Raw genomic sequence first — 15280 nt, 5'->3', positions numbered from 1 at the left:
AGGGTTATCCTGATGCCGTTTCGGGGCAACAGAGAACGTCCTTTTATGCTCAAAACCCTCGCGGTCGCCAATTACCGTTCGATCAATAAACTGGTAATCCCCCTGGGCCGGCTGAACCTGATCACCGGCCCCAACGGCAGTGGTAAATCCAACCTCTACCGCGCGTTGCGCCTGTTGGCGGAAACCGCCCAGGGAGGCGTGGTCAATGCCTTGGCTCGCGAGGGCGGACTGGATTCAACCTTCTGGGCCGGCCCGGAACACATCAGCCGGCGCATGCGCAACGGCGAAGTGCCGATAGAGGCGACTGTTCGACAGGGGGTCAAACGCCTGCGTTTGGGGTTTGCCGGGGAAGATTTCAGCTATTGCATCGCGCTGGGTTTGCCGGAAAAGACCCTTTCCTGTTTTTCCCTGGACCCGGAAATCAAAAAGGAATGCATCTGGGCCGGGCCTTTCTATCGCCCGGCCAGCCTGCTGGTGGACCGCGATGGCCCGATGATTCGTGCGCGTGAAGGTCGCAGCTGGGAAGTCCTGGCCCGGCACACGCCGAATTTCGACAGCCTGTTCGATCAGGTCGGCAGCTTTCGTACCTCGCCGGAAGTCATGCAGTTGCGGGAATTCATCCGCCGCTGGCGTTTCTACGATCACTTTCGCAGCGACGCCGACGCGCCCGTGCGTCAACCGCAGTTGGGCACCCGCACGCCGGTGCTGCACCACGATGGTCGTGATCTGGCTGCCGCGTTGCAGACCATCCGGGAAATCGGCGATCCAGAGGCTTTGCAGACGGCGATCAGTGACGCGTTCCCGGGCGCGCGATTGAGCATCGCGCCGTTACAGGGCGGACGGTTTGCCATTGAGTTTTATCAGGAAGGGTTGTTGCGACCGTTATCGGCGGCCGAGTTGTCCGATGGGACCTTGCGCTACTTGCTGCTGGTCGCCGCGCTGCTGACGCCCCGCCCCCCGTCGCTGATGGTGCTGAACGAGCCGGAAACCAGCCTGCACCCGGACCTGTTGCCGGCGCTGGCGCGGTTGATTATCCGGGCGTCGGCGCAGAGCCAGGTGTGGGTGGTGTCCCATGCCCGGCGACTGATTTCGGCGTTGCAGGAGGATGAGGAATGCAATTGCATCGTGCTGGAGAAGACATTGGGCCAGACCGGGATTGTCGGGCAGCGGATGCTGGATGAGCCGGCTTGGTATTGGCCGGATTAAATTATCGGTGCGTGGCTAGAACTGATGATTACGCCGAATATTCAGGGCTTGCTGCGGCCCAATAGTGCCATGTTGACCAGACCTGAATCGTTCAAAACCGATGGGGGGCAGCGTTGAGGGGACAGCGCGAGGCGTTAGGGGAGGAGCTGAAGGACCCACCTGAAGAAGCTGCGCACGAGGTATTCTACGCGCAGCAACTATAGGCTCGCTGGTCGCGGCACTCAGTGCTGCGGCCTTGTTCAATCTGTGCCCCTGTAAGCTGAAACCCACCGAGCTGATTGTGCCTGCTAGCGAGATAACGCTCAGTGCCACGGCAGCAATGATTAGAGCATCTTGAGCGCTACTACTTGGATCAGCCGCGTTGATACTTGCTCTTGCCATTCCCACTCCGGCTCCAACAACACCTGCAACGGTTGCTACGGCACCTGCTTGGACGGCTTTTTTCGAGGCCGCAGCAGAAGCGGGGACGCTCGTAACCTTCAAATTCTTGAATGCGAGTCCCGTCGAGAACAATCCGACCCCCGCTGAAACCAGGCCCAGAGCACCCAGCGCCACTATCAACCAGGGTTGCCAGGTTTGCTCGGTTGCTTGCCCTGTCGGATCTCTGAAGCTCACCGGATTGCCAAGGCAATAAGCATACGCGTTGAGCCCACCGCGACCGAATGGGCTCAGTTTGTCAGGGCTATTGAAACGCATCAGCACCGGATTGAAGGCCCGATGGCCGTTGCCCAGCAAGTAATGGCCGGTGACCGGATCGACCGCTTCGCCGTTGAAACCCAGAAGACTGCCAAGACCGCGATCGACCCGGCGATGACCGTAAGCCGTGTATACCTGCTGCACAGGTCCGACAGGGTCGGTGACACGCAACACGGAACGTTGTTGATCGGTGGCCAGCAACTGGCTGTGGAAGTCGTCGCCTTCGCGCGTTTGCAGCGCCAGCAGTTGAGTGCCGTGCTGCAATACGCTCTGGCTGGTGGGACCTTGAACCTCGGTTGCCAGATGCTCAAGACGATAAAACCTTTGCGACGTCGCTTGCCCGACAGGCTCAAGCCCGGTCAGCTGATCCAGTGCGTTGTAGCGATAACGACACGAGCCGGAATTGAACGTTTCCATTACAGAACCCCTCACCGTCAGGCAGTCAGTGTGCACCAACGACGGCACCCCGCCACCTAGCAGAACTGCTAGGTAGCCAGCAGAGGAATCATCGGGTAGTCAGATCAATCACCCGCTCCCACTCTCGACAATCACGCCTTGCGGCTTGGTTCATCGCGCAATTCGCCTTCTGCATAAAAAACGCCGACGCTACTGAAAGCCGTCGGCGTTGAAACCTTGAAGGGGTTTACCTCGCGAATCAGAACGCCGGCAGTACCGCGCCGCTGTATTTCTTCTCGATGAATGCCTTCACTTCAGGACTGGTCAAGGCCTTGGCCAGTTTCTGGATGGCGACGCTGTCCTTGTTGTCCGGGCGCGCCACCAGGAAGTTCACGTAAGGCGAATCGGCGCCTTCGATCACCAGCGCGTCTTTAGCCGGGTTCAGACCCGCTTCCAGTGCGTAGTTGGTGTTGATCATGTCCAGGTCGACCTGATCCAGTACACGCGGCAGCATGGCTGACTCCAACTCCTTGAACTTGAAGTTGTGCGGGTTCTTGGCGATGTCTTTCGGGGTCGCCAGGGCATTTTTCGGGTCTTTCAACTCGATCAGGCCAGCCTTCTGCAGCAGGATCAGGGCACGGCCACTGTTGCTGCCTTCGTTCGGAATGGCGATGGTTGCGCCGTCTTTCAATTCAGCCAGGCTTTTGACTTTCTTCGAGTAGCCACCGAACGGTTCGACGTGCACGCCGATCACGGTCACCAGGTTAGTGCCTTTGCCTTCGTTGAAGCTTTTCAGGTACGGCAGGGTCTGGAAGTAGTTGGCGTCCAGACGCTTCTGATCGACCTGCACGTTCGGCTGAACGTAGTCGGTGAAGACTTTGATCTCCAGGTCCACGCCTTCTTTGGCGAGGGTCGGCTTGATCAGTTCCAGAATTTCGGCGTGCGGGACCGGGGTCGCCGCCACCACCAGTTTCTCGCCAGCCTGGGCCAGGCCCGCCGTCAGGGCAGCCGCCAGTGCGGTGAACAACAGAACCTTTTTCATGCAGTGTCCTTATCGAAAATCGCGGTCGTCATCAACGACGGCTATTAATACAGGTGCCAGTGAAGTGCTATCGCTGGCGTGACGCGGACAATACCGGGATTTTTTATTCCCGAACAATATCTTTTATTCACTTTCATATTCCATTTTGTTCATACAGCGCTGGCTGGCTCATTCCCTGTAGGAGCGAGGCTTGCCCGCGAAGGCGTCCTTCCTGATACACCGCGTTGTCTGGTTCGCGAGCAAGCTTCGCTCCTACACGAGCGCGGCGTCTTTCAAGAGTTGTTTCAGTGCTGCTTGTTCGCTGGCAGTGCCTCTGGTGAGGATCTGCTTCAGTTGCCGTTCGATCGCCACCAGCGAGGCAGGCACTTCAGACAAATTCAAATGCTCGGGCAAAATCTCATCGCCCGTACTCACCAACAACGCAAAGTGAATGACGTTTTCCAGCTCTCGAGTGTTGCCCGGCCAACTGTGCTGTTCCAGCACATGCTGCGCAGCCTCGCTGATCAGCGGCACTGCCAAGTCCAGACGCTGGCTATAGATGCCGAGAAAGTACTCGGCCAGCGACAGGATATCGCCCACCCGTTCGCGTAAGGCGGGCAGTTCGAGTTGACCTTCGCGGAGATAGTGATAAAGCCGCTCATGGAATTTCCCGGCAGCAACCGCCTGGGCCAGATCGATGCTGGTGGCGGCCACCAGGCGCACATCCACCGGACTCGGTTGCTGGGCGCCGACGCGGGTGACTTCGTGGTTTTCCAGGGCGGCAAGCAGTTTGACCTGGATCGGCAACGGCAGGTCGCCGATCTCGTCCAGATAGAGCGTCCCGCCGTTGGCCGAACCGAACCAGCCGGCGCGACTGCTGGCCGAACCGCTGAAGCTGCCGGCAGCGTAACCGAACAATTCGGCATCGGCGTAAGTGGGGCTGATCGCGCCGCAATTCACCGAAACGAACAAGCCCCCACGATCACTGGCGCGGTGGATGTGCCGCGCCAACAATTCCTTACCGCTACCCGTTTCGCCACGGATCAACACGGAAATCGAACGCGGCGCCAGTTGCTCCAGCTCCTGGCGCAACTGGCGCGAGCGCGGATCGACAAATACCAGCGCCTTGGCGCGAATGCTAAGGGGACTTTTTTCTGCATCGGGAAAGGTCAGCAGCGGCTGACCGAAGGCTTCGAAACTCATGGCAGACTCCCGCCCAAAACCGTCAGGAGACGGGGGCGATTTTTAAAAAATCAGGTTCAAGCGCGACGCAGCGCGTGGTGCTCCATACGATTTTGCAGACGATAGAGATAGGCAAAACCCTGCTCCCAGCGCTGATGACCGGACTTCACGTTGATGTGTCCGGCCCCCGACAAAATTCCCGCCTCGGCGCCCCAGTTGCGGGCCAGCTCCAATGCACGGGGCGCACTCACGGCGCTGTCATTGTCCGAGCTGACGACCTGGCTGGGAAACGGCAAAAGGTGGGTCGGGATCGGAGCGAAATTGCGCAAGGCTGGCGCACATGCCGGACGCTCGACGTCCGCAGGCGCCACCAGCAAGGCACCGCGAACCTGACGTAAATACTGCACAGGCGCAGTGGCGGCCCAATGGGCAACCGTAATGCAACCCAGGCTATGGGCGATCAGGATCACGGGGGTACTGTCCACAGCAATTGCCTCGGCAAGCGCAGCGACCCAGTCTTCACGACGCGGCGTCAGCCAGTCGGCCTGCTCCACCCGTGCGCTATTCGGCAGGCTGTTCTGCCAGTGGCTTTGCCAATGATCTTCTGACGATCCTTGCCAGCCCGGCACAATCAGGTAGCGAATGGATTCGTTGCGCATGGGGAGCTCTCCTGCTGCGTGTCTGTTCCCGGTCAGTATAAGGAGGAGAGTTATATTCGTTAAGGAATAAGAAGCTATTTGTTAAGACCAAAACGGAATATAAAGTGAAAAACCTGTAGGCGCTGGCTTGCCGGCGAAAGCGGTATTTCTGGCAAAGCATTATCGCCTGACAGAAAGCATTCGCTGCGCCGCGGCGATCTGACAAGCCTGCTCCTCCAGGGTCTTTATGCCCGGAATAAAAAAGGGACCGCACCCTGCCAAGGAGACGGTCCCGGAAACTGATAATCCAGCGAAGAACACCTGCAACGTCGCGAGGTGAGCCTCCAGTAATGTTTAGCGTGCAAAGGTTTCGGTTTGATGAACTCTCTGTTTGGTGCCTGGCTTCGTTGAACCCATCATTGCTCAAACCTCTTATTCTTTAAAAGAATATTTAGAGTTATTTATAGATCAATACTGCATATTCGATCCAAGCCAAACCGACCTCCTCAGCCATGTTGATGCTCGGTCGAGCAGACGCTCAAGCAAAAGGAACAAAATCGGGGAAACCAACATTCCTGACGGATATGCGCCGATCGCTGTGCTGCATTCAGTCGCAGGGGACTTGCAGAAGTACCGTCCATGCTTCCATCCTCTGGTTATTGATGTTCGCATCCTGCCTTGTGAACACCTGCAATGTGGTAGTCGTGAACGCCAACCTGTTGACCGGAAGCGCCAATCAGCATGACTGAACCGACCTCCCTCGCCAGCTGGACCCGCGCCCTGCGCAAGCAACTCGATGCGCTTGGCCTCGACAGCACCGCCCTGTGCCAGCAGGCGGGGCTTGACCCGCAACTGATGGACGACCCGAACGCCCGTTACCCGTTGTCCGGAACGACGCGCCTGTGGGAAATCGCGGTGCAGGTCAGCGGTGATCCGGCGATCGGCTTGCGGGTGTCGCGCTTTGTCAGCCCGACCACGTTTCACGCGCTCGGTTATGCGCTGGTAGCCAGCGGCAGCCTTAGGGAAGTATTCGAGCGCATCGTGCGTTATCACCAGGTGGTCAGCGATGCCCTGGAACTGGAACTGATCCGCGCCGAAGACCGCTACCGCTTCAGTCTGAAAATACCGCCTGGCAATCCGGCCCCGGCGTTCGAAGCCATCGATGCCTTCGCGGCGATTTACGTGCGCACCTGTCGCAACCGTCTCGGGCGCGACTACGCGCCGCTGGCGGTGTATCTGCGGCGCCCGGAACCCAGCGACTCACATCAATGGCACAAGGTCTTTCGCTCGCCGGTGTACTTCGCCGCCGATGAAGACCGCCTGGAGTTTGCCCTGCTGGATTTCGACAGCCACCTCGACGATGCCAACCCGGAACTGGCCGAGCATAACGAAGCGGTGCTCAAGCGCACCCTCGCGCAACTCAAGCCCCTGACCTGGGAGCGCAAGGTGCGCGACGCCATTGAAGAGCAATTGCCCGAAGGCGAACCCAGCGCCGAACGCATCGCCCAGGCCCTGCACCTGAGCTTGCGCAGCCTGCAACGGCATCTGGCGGACGAAGGCTGTCGGTTCGATACGCTGCTCAATGAAAGTCGTGAAAACCTGGCGCTGCTGCACCTGCGTGACCCGCAGTGTTCGTTGAGTGAGATCAGCTATTTGCTGGGGTTTGCCGATACCAGCAGCTTCAGTCGCGCGTTCAAGCGCTGGACGGGGATGACGCCGGGGCAGTTTCGGGAGGGGTTGCAGTGACAGCTCTGGAAGGTGTGGTGTCTGATCTGGCCTCATCGCGAGCAAGCTCGCTCCCACATGGGTTCTGTGGTGTTCACCGATTCTCGTATCCGCTGGAGATCAACTGTGGGAGCGAGCTTGCTCGCGATGAGGCCGGATCAGACACCACAGAAACGCCTCAGCGCCCCCGATCCCGCCGCAACACCTTGCGCACCCGCTTCACCAACTCACTCACCGCAAACGGCTTGAGCAGGTAATCATCTTCATGCAGCTCCAGCCCGCGCAGGCGATCTTCGATTCCATCTTTTGTCGTCAGGAGCAGCACCGGCGTATCGCCCAGCTTGCGGATCTGTTGCAGTAACTGCCAGCCGTTGAGCCCCGGCAGCATCACGTCGAGGATGATCAGCTCGTACTCGCCGGACTCGATAAAACGACGGCCCGCCATCCCGTTGACGGCCACATCCACCGCATAACTCGCCTCGCTCAACCCTTTGGCTAAAAGCCTGGCGAGTTCAGGCTCGTCTTCCACTAACAGCACACGCATGGCACACCTCGATTGTCGTCATCACAGGCTAGGCGTGTTCGCGCCCAAAGCCCACTACTACCGACAGGTTTCAGATAATTGCCAACGCCCGCAGTCGCGCGGCATCCACTATCTCGATTTCGCCGTACCGCAAATTCACAATCCCCTGCCCCTGCAAATCCTTGAGGATCTGGTTGGTGGTCTGGCGTGAGAGCGACAACATCGAAGCAAGCTGCTCCTGTGGCAGTTGCAGTAAACGCCGTGGCGATTCGGTTTCGCCGTAACCTTGGGCAATCATCAGCAAGCGGTGGGCCAGGCGGGCGGGGGCCGGCATCAGGCTCAACTGTTCGAGATTGATGAAGGTCAGGCGCAGTTTGTGGCTCATCAGCAATGCCAGTTGCCGCCAGTACACCGGTTGATCGTCGAGCAACGCCAACATTACGGCCTGCGGAATGTGCAATAGCACGCAATGCCCCTGGCCGAACGCATCGTGAGTCCGGGGCTGACTGTCGAACAGGCAGATTTCGCCGAACCAATGGGGCTGCTCGATCAGGCTCAGCAACGCCTCTTTGCCCTCCTCGTTCACCGCGCCGATGCGCACCGAGCCTTCGAGCACCGCGTACACCCCGCACGGTGGATCGCCGCGCTGGAACAGCCGCTGCCCCGGTAGCAGACGCCGGATATGGGCGGCTGCCAGCAGGCTATCCTGTAAGGAAACAGGTAAATGGCTGAACCACTGGCCGCTCATCAGGCGTGGACGCCAGACCTGCATATCCATGAAAACTCCTTGAGATTGTCGCCTGGCTGACAGAGCGAATGGTGTACCCGGGGCATGATCCAGCACCCTACAGGAGGAACAACAATGAAAAGCCTCGTCGACCATCTCAGTCAATACGCTACCTACCATCGCGACCCACGCAATATTGCCACCCACTTTGTCGGCATTCCGCTGATTGTCGTGGCGGTGGCGGTGTTGCTGTCCCGTCCGCAATGGGCGGGGGGCTGGCTGTCACCGGCGGTGTTGGTAACGCTGGCGTCGGCGTGGTTTTACCTGCGCCTGGAGCTGCGCCTCGGGGTGTTGATGAGCGTGCTGCTCGGGATGTGCCTTTGGGCAGGTCAGGTGTTGGCGCAGCAAAGCACCCTGGTCTGGCTGGCGAGCGGCGTCGGGATGTTTGTGATCGGTTGGGTGATTCAGTTTGTCGGTCATCACTATGAAGGACGCAAGCCGGCGTTTGTCGATGATGTGACGGGGTTGATTGTCGGGCCGCTGTTTGTGGTGGTGGAGCTGGCGTTTTTGCTGGGGCTGCGGCGGGAGCTGAAAGCGCAGATCGAGGCGCGGGCGGGTGGTGTGCGTTTGCGCCAGGATAACGCTGCGGCGTAAATCGCTTTCGCGAGCAAGCCCGCTCCCACATTGGATCTCCAGTGAACACATTATTGGTGAACACCATGGATGAAATGTGGGAGCGGGCTTGCTCGCGAAGCTTTTGCTTTTGATTTTTGCTTTTAGAGGTTGGCGACTTTCTGCCAGACCTTCGGCTTGAAGAACAGCGTCTCACCCTTCACCAGGCCAGTCAGGCTGTCGTGATCCTTCACCACTTCCGCTTCGATCAAATCGCTCTGGCCTTCGACCTTCAACGTGACCCGGGTCGTCGCGCCCAATGGACGGATATCCCGCACCTCGGCCGCGTGATGATCTTCCAGTTCATGGCGCGACAGCGACACTTCGTGAGGACGGAACAGCACATGTTTGTCTTCACCCAGATGCAGACGGTTCGAGTCGCCGAGGAAGTGATAGACGAAATCGCTGGCCGGATTTTCGTAGACGTCGCCCGGTGAACCGATCTGCTCGATCACCCCCTTGTTCATCACCACGATGCGGTCGGCGACTTCCATGGCTTCTTCCTGGTCGTGGGTCACGAAGACCGAGGTCAGGTTGATGTCTTCGTGCAGCCGAGCGAGCCAGCGTCGCAGTTCTTTACGGACCTTGGCGTCAAGGGCGCCAAACGGCTCATCGAGCAGCAGCACCTTCGGCTCCACCGCCAGGGCCCGGGCCAAGGCAATACGCTGACGCTGACCGCCGGACAGCTGTTCCGGATAGCGATCCGCCAACCAGTCCAGTTGCACCATGTTCAGCAGTTCGTGGACCTTCACCGCGATCTGGCTCTCGCTGGGGCGCTGGTTTTTCGGTTTCATGCGCAGGCCGAACGCGACGTTGTCGAACACGGTCATGTGGCGGAACAGGGCGTAGTGCTGGAATACGAAGCCGACGTTGCGATCACGTACGTCGTGGCCGGAAACGTCTTCGCCGTGAAATACGATGTTGCCCTGATCCGGCGTTTCCAGGCCGGCGATGATCCGCAACAGCGTGGTTTTGCCGCAACCGGAGGGGCCGAGCAGCGCGACTAGCTCGCCGCTCTGGATGTCCAGGCTGATGTTGTCCAGCGCCTTGAACGCGTTGAAATTCTTGCTGACGTTACGCACTTCGATCGACATGACTTATTCCTCCGCGGCGCTGGCGCGCAGGCGGTTAATACGGTTTTCGCTCCACTGCTTGAGCAGCAGGATGAAGAGCGCCAGGATCAGCAACAGGCTCGCCACGGCGAACGCGGCCACGTGGTTGTATTCGTTGTAGAGGATCTCGACGTGCAACGGCAAGGTATTGGTCACCCCGCGAATGTGCCCGGAAACCACCGACACCGCACCGAACTCACCCATGGCCCGCGCCGTACACAGCACCACGCCGTAGATCAGGCCCCATTTGATGTTGGGCACGGTGACATGCCAGAACATCTGCCAGCCATTGGCCCCGAGCAGGCGCGCGGCCTCCTCTTCCTGGGTGCCTTGCTCCTGCATCAGCGGAATCAGCTCGCGGGCCACGAACGGCACGGTGACGAAAATCGTCGCCAGCACGATGCCCGGCAAAGCGAAGACGATCTGAATGTCGTGGTCCTGCAACCATGGCCCGAACAAACCCTGGGCGCCGAACATCAGCACGTAGACCAGGCCGGCGATCACCGGCGACACCGAGAACGGCAGGTCGATCAGGGTCACGAGGATACTTTTGCCGCGGAACGAATACTTGCTCACGCACCACGCCGCACTGACGCCGAATACCAGGTTCAACGGCACCGAAATCAACACGGCGATCACCGTGAGTTTCAGGGCCGACAGTGCATCCGGTTCAAAGATCGCAGTAAAGAACGCACCGATTCCGAGCTTGAGGCCCTGGGACACCACGATCACCAGCGGCAACAACAGGAACAGCGCAAAAACCAGCCAGCCCAGGCCGATCAGCAGCCGCCGCGATGAGGCGCTGCCACGACGGGAGGCGTTCGAGGAAGCAGCAGCAATAGACGATTGGGACATTTTGCGCCTCCTTATGGGGTTTCGATGCGCCGCTGCAGCAAGTTGATCAGCAGCAACAGGATGAAGGAAACCACCAGCATCAGTACACCAATGGAGGTAGCGCCGGTGTAATCGTACTGGTCGAGTTTGACCATGATCAGCAGCGGGAGAATCTCGGTTTTCATCGGCATGTTGCCGGCGATGAATATCACCGATCCATACTCGCCAACCCCACGGGCAAAGGCCAAGGCGAAGCCAGTCAACCAGGCGGGCAGCAAGGCAGGTACCAGGATATGGCGGAAAACCTGCAGGGGTTTCGCACCGAGGCACGCCGCCGCTTCCTCCACTTCACGGGGGATATCGGCCAATACTGGCTGTACTGTACGTACCACGAATGGAAGCGTTACAAAAGTCAGCGCCAGGGTGATGCCGAGGGGGGTATACGCGATCTTGAACCCCAGGTCGGCCGCGAATTGCCCCACCCAGCCGTTCGGCGCGTAGAGCGCGGTCAAGGCGATACCGGCAACGGCAGTGGGCAATGCGAACGGAAGATCGATCATCGCGTCGATGATTTTTCGTCCCGGGAAGGTGTAGCGCACCAGCACCCAGGCCAGCAGCGTGCCGATGATGCCGTTGATGATCGCAGCGTAGAGGGCGGTGCCGAAGCTCAGCTTCAACGCCGCCAGCACCCGCGGTGCCGAGATAATCGCCCAGAACTGTTCCCAGGTGAGTTGAGCGGCATGCACGAACATCGCCGCCAGTGGAATGAGCACAATCAGGCTGAGGTACACCAAGGTGTAGCCCAGCGTCAGCCCGAAGCCGGGTATGACGGGGGAGATACGACGCGACATAAAAGTCCTTGGTTAAAAAACTATTCGCTAAACGCATCAATGTGGGAGCGGGCTTGCTCGCGAAGGGGCGTACCAGTCAACTCTTACGTCGCATGACACACCGCCTTCGCGAGCAAGCCCGCTCCCACAAAGTACGCGCCCAAGCATCAGGCTCGTGTGTGGCAAATCAGATTACTGCGCCTGGTAAATCTGGTCGAACACGCCGCCGTCATTGAAGAATTTCGGTTGCGCGGTTTTCCAGCCGCCGAAGTCCTTGTCAATCGTCACCAGTTCCAGGGTCGGGAACTGTTTGGCGTACTTGGCTGCGACATCCTTGTCACGTGGACGATAAAAGTTTTTCGCCGCGATTTCCTGGCCCGCCGGGCTGTACAGGTGCTTGAGATACGCCTCGGCGATCTCGGTATTGCCCTTTTTCTCGGCGTTTTTGTCGATCACAGCCACCGGAGGTTCGGCGAGAATCGACAGCGAAGGCACCACGATGTCGAACTTGTCGGCACCGCCATCTTCTTTAAGCGCCAGGAAGGCTTCGTTTTCCCAAGCCAGCAGCACATCGCCCTGGCCGTTGTTGACGAAAGTGATGGTCGAACCGCGAGCACCGGTGTCCAGGACAGGAACGTGCTTGAACAGGGTCTGTACGTATTCCTTGGCCTTGGTTTCGTCACCGCCGTTGGCTTTCAGGCCATAGGCCCAGGCTGCCAGGAAGTTCCAGCGCGCGCCGCCGGAGGTTTTCGGGTTCGGCGTGATGACTTCCACTCCGCTCTTGGTCAAATCGCCCCAATCCTTGATGCCCTTGGGATTGCCCTTGCGCACCAGGAACACGATGGTCGAGGTGTACGGCGTGCTCGCCTCCGGCAGACGCTTCTGCCAGTCGGCCGGCAGAGTCTTGCCGAGCTTGGCGATTTCATCGATGTCACCGGCCAAGGCCAGCGTCACCACATCGGCGCGCAGACCGTCGATCACTGCCCGACCCTGCTTGCCCGAGCCACCATGGGATTGCTGGATTTTCACGTTGTCGTCCGGATGCGCTTTCTTCCAGAAACTGCTGAATTCGGCGTTGTAGTCCTGATACAGCTCTCGAGTCGGGTCGTACGACACGTTGAGCAGTTCGTAATCCTTGGCAACTGCGGAGCCAGCAAATAGAGCACTGGCCAAGGCGGCCAAAGCGAAATGACGAATCGACGACATGGTGAAAGCTCCTGGAATTCTGTAAGTGATGGCTTTTCTTATGGGTTTCAGGATCGCGGTTGCCGGTTAAAAAATCGCAGCCCGAGGCCGCTCCTGCCGTTGTCCCCCGTAGGAGCTACCGCAGGCGGCGATCTTTTGATCTTTTGTTTCAGCTCGGCTTGTTGCCCGGGTTCTGCAAACGGAATTTTTCCTTGCGTTCGATCTGGACCACCTGTGCGTTGTGCACGGTGATTTCCACGGCGCCGAACCGCAGGTCGCGCAAGGCACTCTGGATCTCACGCAAGATGGTGGCTTCGTCTTGTCCGTCAACGCTACGCAGGGATGCGCTCATGGTGCTGCTCCTTCGACTGAGAGGTTGCCTGGCAGCGGGCGGCACTGCTTGCGGCGTGAGACCAATAGTAGATAAGCGCGGATATTCTTAAAAAGACTATTTAAGAATGTTTATATAACCAAATTGATTGCCTGCACGCCCCCTGTAGGAGCCGGCTTGCCGGCGAAGGCAGCCTCGAGCCTTGCATTGCCAATGAAGTCGCCTTCGCCGGCAAGCCGGCTCCCACAACAGGGGCGTGCATCCGGGAAGTTTTTGGTGTCTAGCGGATTTCCGGCATCCGCATCCAGTCCAGCTGCCCAGCCGGCACCGGTCTGCCGAACCAATACCCCTGCCCCAGATCGCAACCGTGCTCAAGCAGGAACCCCGCCTGCTCGACCTGTTCAATCCCTTCGGCGTGCACCTGCATCCCCATGCTCTGCGCCAAGGCAATGATCACCCGCACAATCGCCGCGTCATCCTCATCCCACGGCAACCCGGCGACAAATCCCTGATCGATCTTCAGCTTCTGCACCGGCAATCGTTTAAGACGCAGTAACGACGAATACCCGGTACCAAAGTCATCGATGGCCAGCCGCACACCCAGTTCGCGCATTCGATGCATCTGCTCCAAGGCCACTTCAGGGTCTTCCATCACCGCACTTTCGGTGACTTCCAGTTCCAGGCAGGCCGGATCGAGCCCGGTTTCGTGCAGTATTTTTGCCACCTGCTGAAACAGCTCACGGCGAGCGAACAACCGCGAGGAAACATTCACCGCGACAAACGACAACGCCACACCGGCCTGCAGCCACTGGCACATTTGCTGACAAGCCTGTTGCATCACCCAGGCATCGATTTGGGCGATCAATCCGGTGCGTTCGGCAATGGGAATGAATTCCGCCGGCGACACCAGCCCACGCTGCGGATGCTCCCAGCGCACCAGCGCCTCAACACCAACCAGGCGACGGGTCCTGAGGTCGTGAACCGGCTGGTAATACACGCGCAGTTCCTGCTGCTCCAGCGCACGGCGCAGCTCAACCGCAGTCGCGACCCGTTGCTGGGCGTGGGCGGTCAGCTCTTCGGTGTAAAGGGCGTAGCCATCGCGACCCGCACCTTTGGCCTTGAACAGCGCCGAGTCGGCGTTGCGCAACAGCTGTTCGGCACTCAAGGCGTCGCCGGGAAACAGACTGATACCGATGCTGGTATTGATAAACAGCTGATGCCCGTCGATCAGGAACGGCTGCCTGAAATCATCGATAATCCGCTGCGCCAGCGCTGCGGCCTGCATCAACTGTGGACAGTTTTCGGCCAGCACGGCGAATTCATCGCCGCCCAGCCGCGCCAGGGTAATTTCCTGGCCGAACAGGGCTTGCAAACGCTCGGCCACAGCTTTGAGCAACTGATCACCGATCGTGTGCCCGAGGCTGTCGTTGATCATCTTGAAATGATCCAGATCGATCAGCAGTAACGCACAACCCCGCTTGTGAATCTGCGCCGAAGCCAGCGCCTGTTCGGTGCGGTCGGTGAACAGCAAGCGGTTGGGCAGATCGGTCAGCGGGTCATGGTGAGCAAGGTGCTTGAGTTCATGTTCAGAGTTCTTGATCGCGCTGATGTCGGAAAACACTGCCACGTATTGGCTGAGCCGTCCCTGATCGTCGTGAATGATGCGGATCGTCTGCCATTGCGGGTAGATCTCGCCGCATTTGCGCCGGTTCCAGATTTCCCCGCTCCACTCGCCGACGCTATTGAGTGTCGCGAACATCGCCTGGTAAAAGTCTGGTGGGTGATGGCCCGACTTGAACATGTTCGGTCGCTGGCCCAGCACTTCCTCACACGGGTACCCGGTGATTTCCATGAACGCCCGATTCACATGGACAATCAGTCCATTGCTGTCGGTGACCAGCACCCCTTCACGGGTGCAATCGAACACCGCAGCCGCCTGACGCAAGCGTTGCCGGTCTTCGCTGCGCTCACGCAACCTGGCACCGATCCCCACGCTATGGAACAAACGCGCCCGAGCCAGGAAGATCAACCCGGCGCTAAACACGACCCACGCGTAACCGTTGATCAGTTGCCATCGCTGCAATGCCTCGGAGCTATCGAAGAAACTGCTCAATAAATGAGCACTCAATTGCAGCCAGGCTATTGAAACCAGAAGGTAAAGCAGCGATGCGCGCAGAGCAGCGCGATAGGTAGCAGACATTC

Annotated in this window: 15 protein-coding genes; 3 read left to right on the top strand and 12 right to left on the bottom strand. The window is 59.0% G+C overall.

The annotated features are described in order from the left end of the window. Positions 1 to 45 precede the first annotated feature (45 nt). On the top strand, positions 46 to 1206 hold the full coding sequence (locus PMA3_RS00630) for an AAA family ATPase (protein WP_064675358.1): 1161 nt from the start codon (positions 46 to 48) through the stop codon (positions 1204 to 1206). Between the two features lie 15 nt (positions 1207 to 1221). On the opposite strand, the gene PMA3_RS30380 is transcribed toward PMA3_RS00630, so the two are convergent. From PMA3_RS30380 to PMA3_RS00610, 4 genes are all read right to left on the bottom strand, one after another. Then, complete coding sequence (locus PMA3_RS30380; protein WP_082930238.1) at positions 1222 to 2319, bottom strand: RHS repeat-associated core domain-containing protein; 1098 nt, start codon at positions 2317 to 2319, stop codon at positions 1222 to 1224. 238 nt (positions 2320 to 2557) lie between these two features. Continuing rightward, positions 2558 to 3340 (bottom strand): MetQ/NlpA family ABC transporter substrate-binding protein, encoded by a 783-nt coding sequence (locus PMA3_RS00620; protein WP_064675356.1) that lies wholly within the window; start codon positions 3338 to 3340, stop codon positions 2558 to 2560. 252 nt (positions 3341 to 3592) lie between these two features. Beyond that, complete coding sequence (locus PMA3_RS00615; protein ID WP_064675355.1) at positions 3593 to 4522, bottom strand: sigma 54-interacting transcriptional regulator; 930 nt, start codon at positions 4520 to 4522, stop codon at positions 3593 to 3595. A gap of 56 nt (positions 4523 to 4578) precedes the next feature. Continuing rightward, on the bottom strand, positions 4579 to 5160 hold the full coding sequence (locus tag PMA3_RS00610) for an alpha/beta hydrolase (RefSeq protein ID WP_064675354.1): 582 nt from the start codon (positions 5158 to 5160) through the stop codon (positions 4579 to 4581). Positions 5161 to 5880: 720 nt separating this feature from the next. Here PMA3_RS00610 and PMA3_RS00605 point away from each other — a divergent pair. Next, positions 5881 to 6885, top strand: coding sequence for an AraC family transcriptional regulator (locus PMA3_RS00605; protein WP_064675353.1), 1005 nt, complete (start codon positions 5881 to 5883; stop codon positions 6883 to 6885). Between the two features lie 157 nt (positions 6886 to 7042). Here PMA3_RS00605 and PMA3_RS00600 read toward each other — a convergent pair whose 3' ends face one another. Beyond that, a complete protein-coding gene (locus tag PMA3_RS00600) occupies positions 7043 to 7408 on the bottom strand; it encodes a response regulator (protein ID WP_064675352.1) in 366 nt (121 codons plus the stop codon). A 70-nt stretch (positions 7409 to 7478) separates the two neighbouring features. Continuing rightward, entirely contained in the window at positions 7479 to 8165 is a 687-nt protein-coding gene (locus tag PMA3_RS00595; RefSeq protein WP_064675351.1) for a Crp/Fnr family transcriptional regulator, read from the bottom strand. Positions 8166 to 8249: 84 nt separating this feature from the next. Here PMA3_RS00595 and PMA3_RS00590 point away from each other — a divergent pair, with 84 nt between their 5' ends. Next, positions 8250 to 8768 carry an Mpo1 family 2-hydroxy fatty acid dioxygenase gene (locus tag PMA3_RS00590; protein WP_064675350.1) on the top strand — a complete coding sequence of 173 codons (519 nt, stop codon included), beginning with the start codon at positions 8250 to 8252 and terminating at the stop codon, positions 8766 to 8768. Between the two features lie 122 nt (positions 8769 to 8890). On the opposite strand, the gene PMA3_RS00585 is transcribed toward PMA3_RS00590, so the two are convergent. From PMA3_RS00585 to dibA, 6 genes are all read right to left on the bottom strand, one after another. Next, positions 8891 to 9880 carry a sulfate/molybdate ABC transporter ATP-binding protein gene (locus PMA3_RS00585; protein WP_064675349.1) on the bottom strand — a complete coding sequence of 330 codons (990 nt, stop codon included), beginning with the start codon at positions 9878 to 9880 and terminating at the stop codon, positions 8891 to 8893. Between the two features lie 3 nt (positions 9881 to 9883). Next, the gene (gene cysW / locus PMA3_RS00580; protein WP_064675348.1) at positions 9884 to 10753 is read right to left on the bottom strand and encodes a sulfate ABC transporter permease subunit CysW; all 870 of its coding nucleotides are present in this window, start codon (positions 10751 to 10753) and stop codon (positions 9884 to 9886) included. An 11-nt stretch (positions 10754 to 10764) separates the two neighbouring features. Beyond that, complete coding sequence (gene cysT / locus PMA3_RS00575) at positions 10765 to 11583, bottom strand: sulfate ABC transporter permease subunit CysT (RefSeq protein WP_064675347.1); 819 nt, start codon at positions 11581 to 11583, stop codon at positions 10765 to 10767. Positions 11584 to 11754: 171 nt separating this feature from the next. Next, on the bottom strand, positions 11755 to 12768 hold the full coding sequence (locus tag PMA3_RS00570) for a sulfate ABC transporter substrate-binding protein (RefSeq protein WP_064675346.1): 1014 nt from the start codon (positions 12766 to 12768) through the stop codon (positions 11755 to 11757). A gap of 148 nt (positions 12769 to 12916) precedes the next feature. Next, a complete protein-coding gene (gene oscA / locus PMA3_RS00565; protein WP_007941032.1) occupies positions 12917 to 13099 on the bottom strand; it encodes a sulfur starvation response protein OscA in 183 nt (60 codons plus the stop codon). Between the two features lie 259 nt (positions 13100 to 13358). Beyond that, the gene (dibA, locus tag PMA3_RS00560) at positions 13359 to 15278 is read right to left on the bottom strand and encodes a phosphodiesterase DibA (RefSeq protein ID WP_064675345.1); all 1920 of its coding nucleotides are present in this window, start codon (positions 15276 to 15278) and stop codon (positions 13359 to 13361) included. Positions 15279 to 15280: the final 2 nt, after the last annotated feature.

This window comes from Pseudomonas silesiensis (assembly GCF_001661075.1).
GTDB classification, from domain to species: domain Bacteria; phylum Pseudomonadota; class Gammaproteobacteria; order Pseudomonadales; family Pseudomonadaceae; genus Aquipseudomonas; species Aquipseudomonas silesiensis.
This window is presented reverse-complemented; position numbering and strand designations above follow the sequence as displayed.

Excerpts from the sequence above, each read along its gene's own strand:
- PMA3_RS00585 (WP_064675349.1), bottom strand. The coding sequence starts at position 9,880 with ATGTCGATCGAAGTGCGTAACGTCAGCAAGAATTTCAACGCGTTCAAG.
- PMA3_RS00590 (WP_064675350.1), top strand. The coding sequence starts at position 8,250 with ATGAAAAGCCTCGTCGACCATCTCAGTCAATACGCTACCTACCATCGC.
- oscA (WP_007941032.1), bottom strand. The coding sequence starts at position 13,099 with ATGAGCGCATCCCTGCGTAGCGTTGACGGACAAGACGAAGCCACCATC.
- cysW (WP_064675348.1), bottom strand. The coding sequence starts at position 10,753 with ATGTCCCAATCGTCTATTGCTGCTGCTTCCTCGAACGCCTCCCGTCGT.
- PMA3_RS00615 (WP_064675355.1), bottom strand. The coding sequence starts at position 4,522 with ATGAGTTTCGAAGCCTTCGGTCAGCCGCTGCTGACCTTTCCCGATGCA.
- dibA (WP_064675345.1), bottom strand. The coding sequence starts at position 15,278 with ATGTCTGCTACCTATCGCGCTGCTCTGCGCGCATCGCTGCTTTACCTT.
- cysT (WP_064675347.1), bottom strand. The coding sequence starts at position 11,583 with ATGTCGCGTCGTATCTCCCCCGTCATACCCGGCTTCGGGCTGACGCTG.
- PMA3_RS00630 (WP_064675358.1), top strand. The coding sequence starts at position 46 with ATGCTCAAAACCCTCGCGGTCGCCAATTACCGTTCGATCAATAAACTG.
- PMA3_RS30380 (WP_082930238.1), bottom strand. The coding sequence starts at position 2,319 with ATGGAAACGTTCAATTCCGGCTCGTGTCGTTATCGCTACAACGCACTG.
- PMA3_RS00595 (WP_064675351.1), bottom strand. The coding sequence starts at position 8,165 with ATGGATATGCAGGTCTGGCGTCCACGCCTGATGAGCGGCCAGTGGTTC.
- PMA3_RS00600 (WP_064675352.1), bottom strand. The coding sequence starts at position 7,408 with ATGCGTGTGCTGTTAGTGGAAGACGAGCCTGAACTCGCCAGGCTTTTA.
- PMA3_RS00570 (WP_064675346.1), bottom strand. The coding sequence starts at position 12,768 with ATGTCGTCGATTCGTCATTTCGCTTTGGCCGCCTTGGCCAGTGCTCTA.
- PMA3_RS00605 (WP_064675353.1), top strand. The coding sequence starts at position 5,881 with ATGACTGAACCGACCTCCCTCGCCAGCTGGACCCGCGCCCTGCGCAAG.
- PMA3_RS00620 (WP_064675356.1), bottom strand. The coding sequence starts at position 3,340 with ATGAAAAAGGTTCTGTTGTTCACCGCACTGGCGGCTGCCCTGACGGCG.
- PMA3_RS00610 (WP_064675354.1), bottom strand. The coding sequence starts at position 5,160 with ATGCGCAACGAATCCATTCGCTACCTGATTGTGCCGGGCTGGCAAGGA.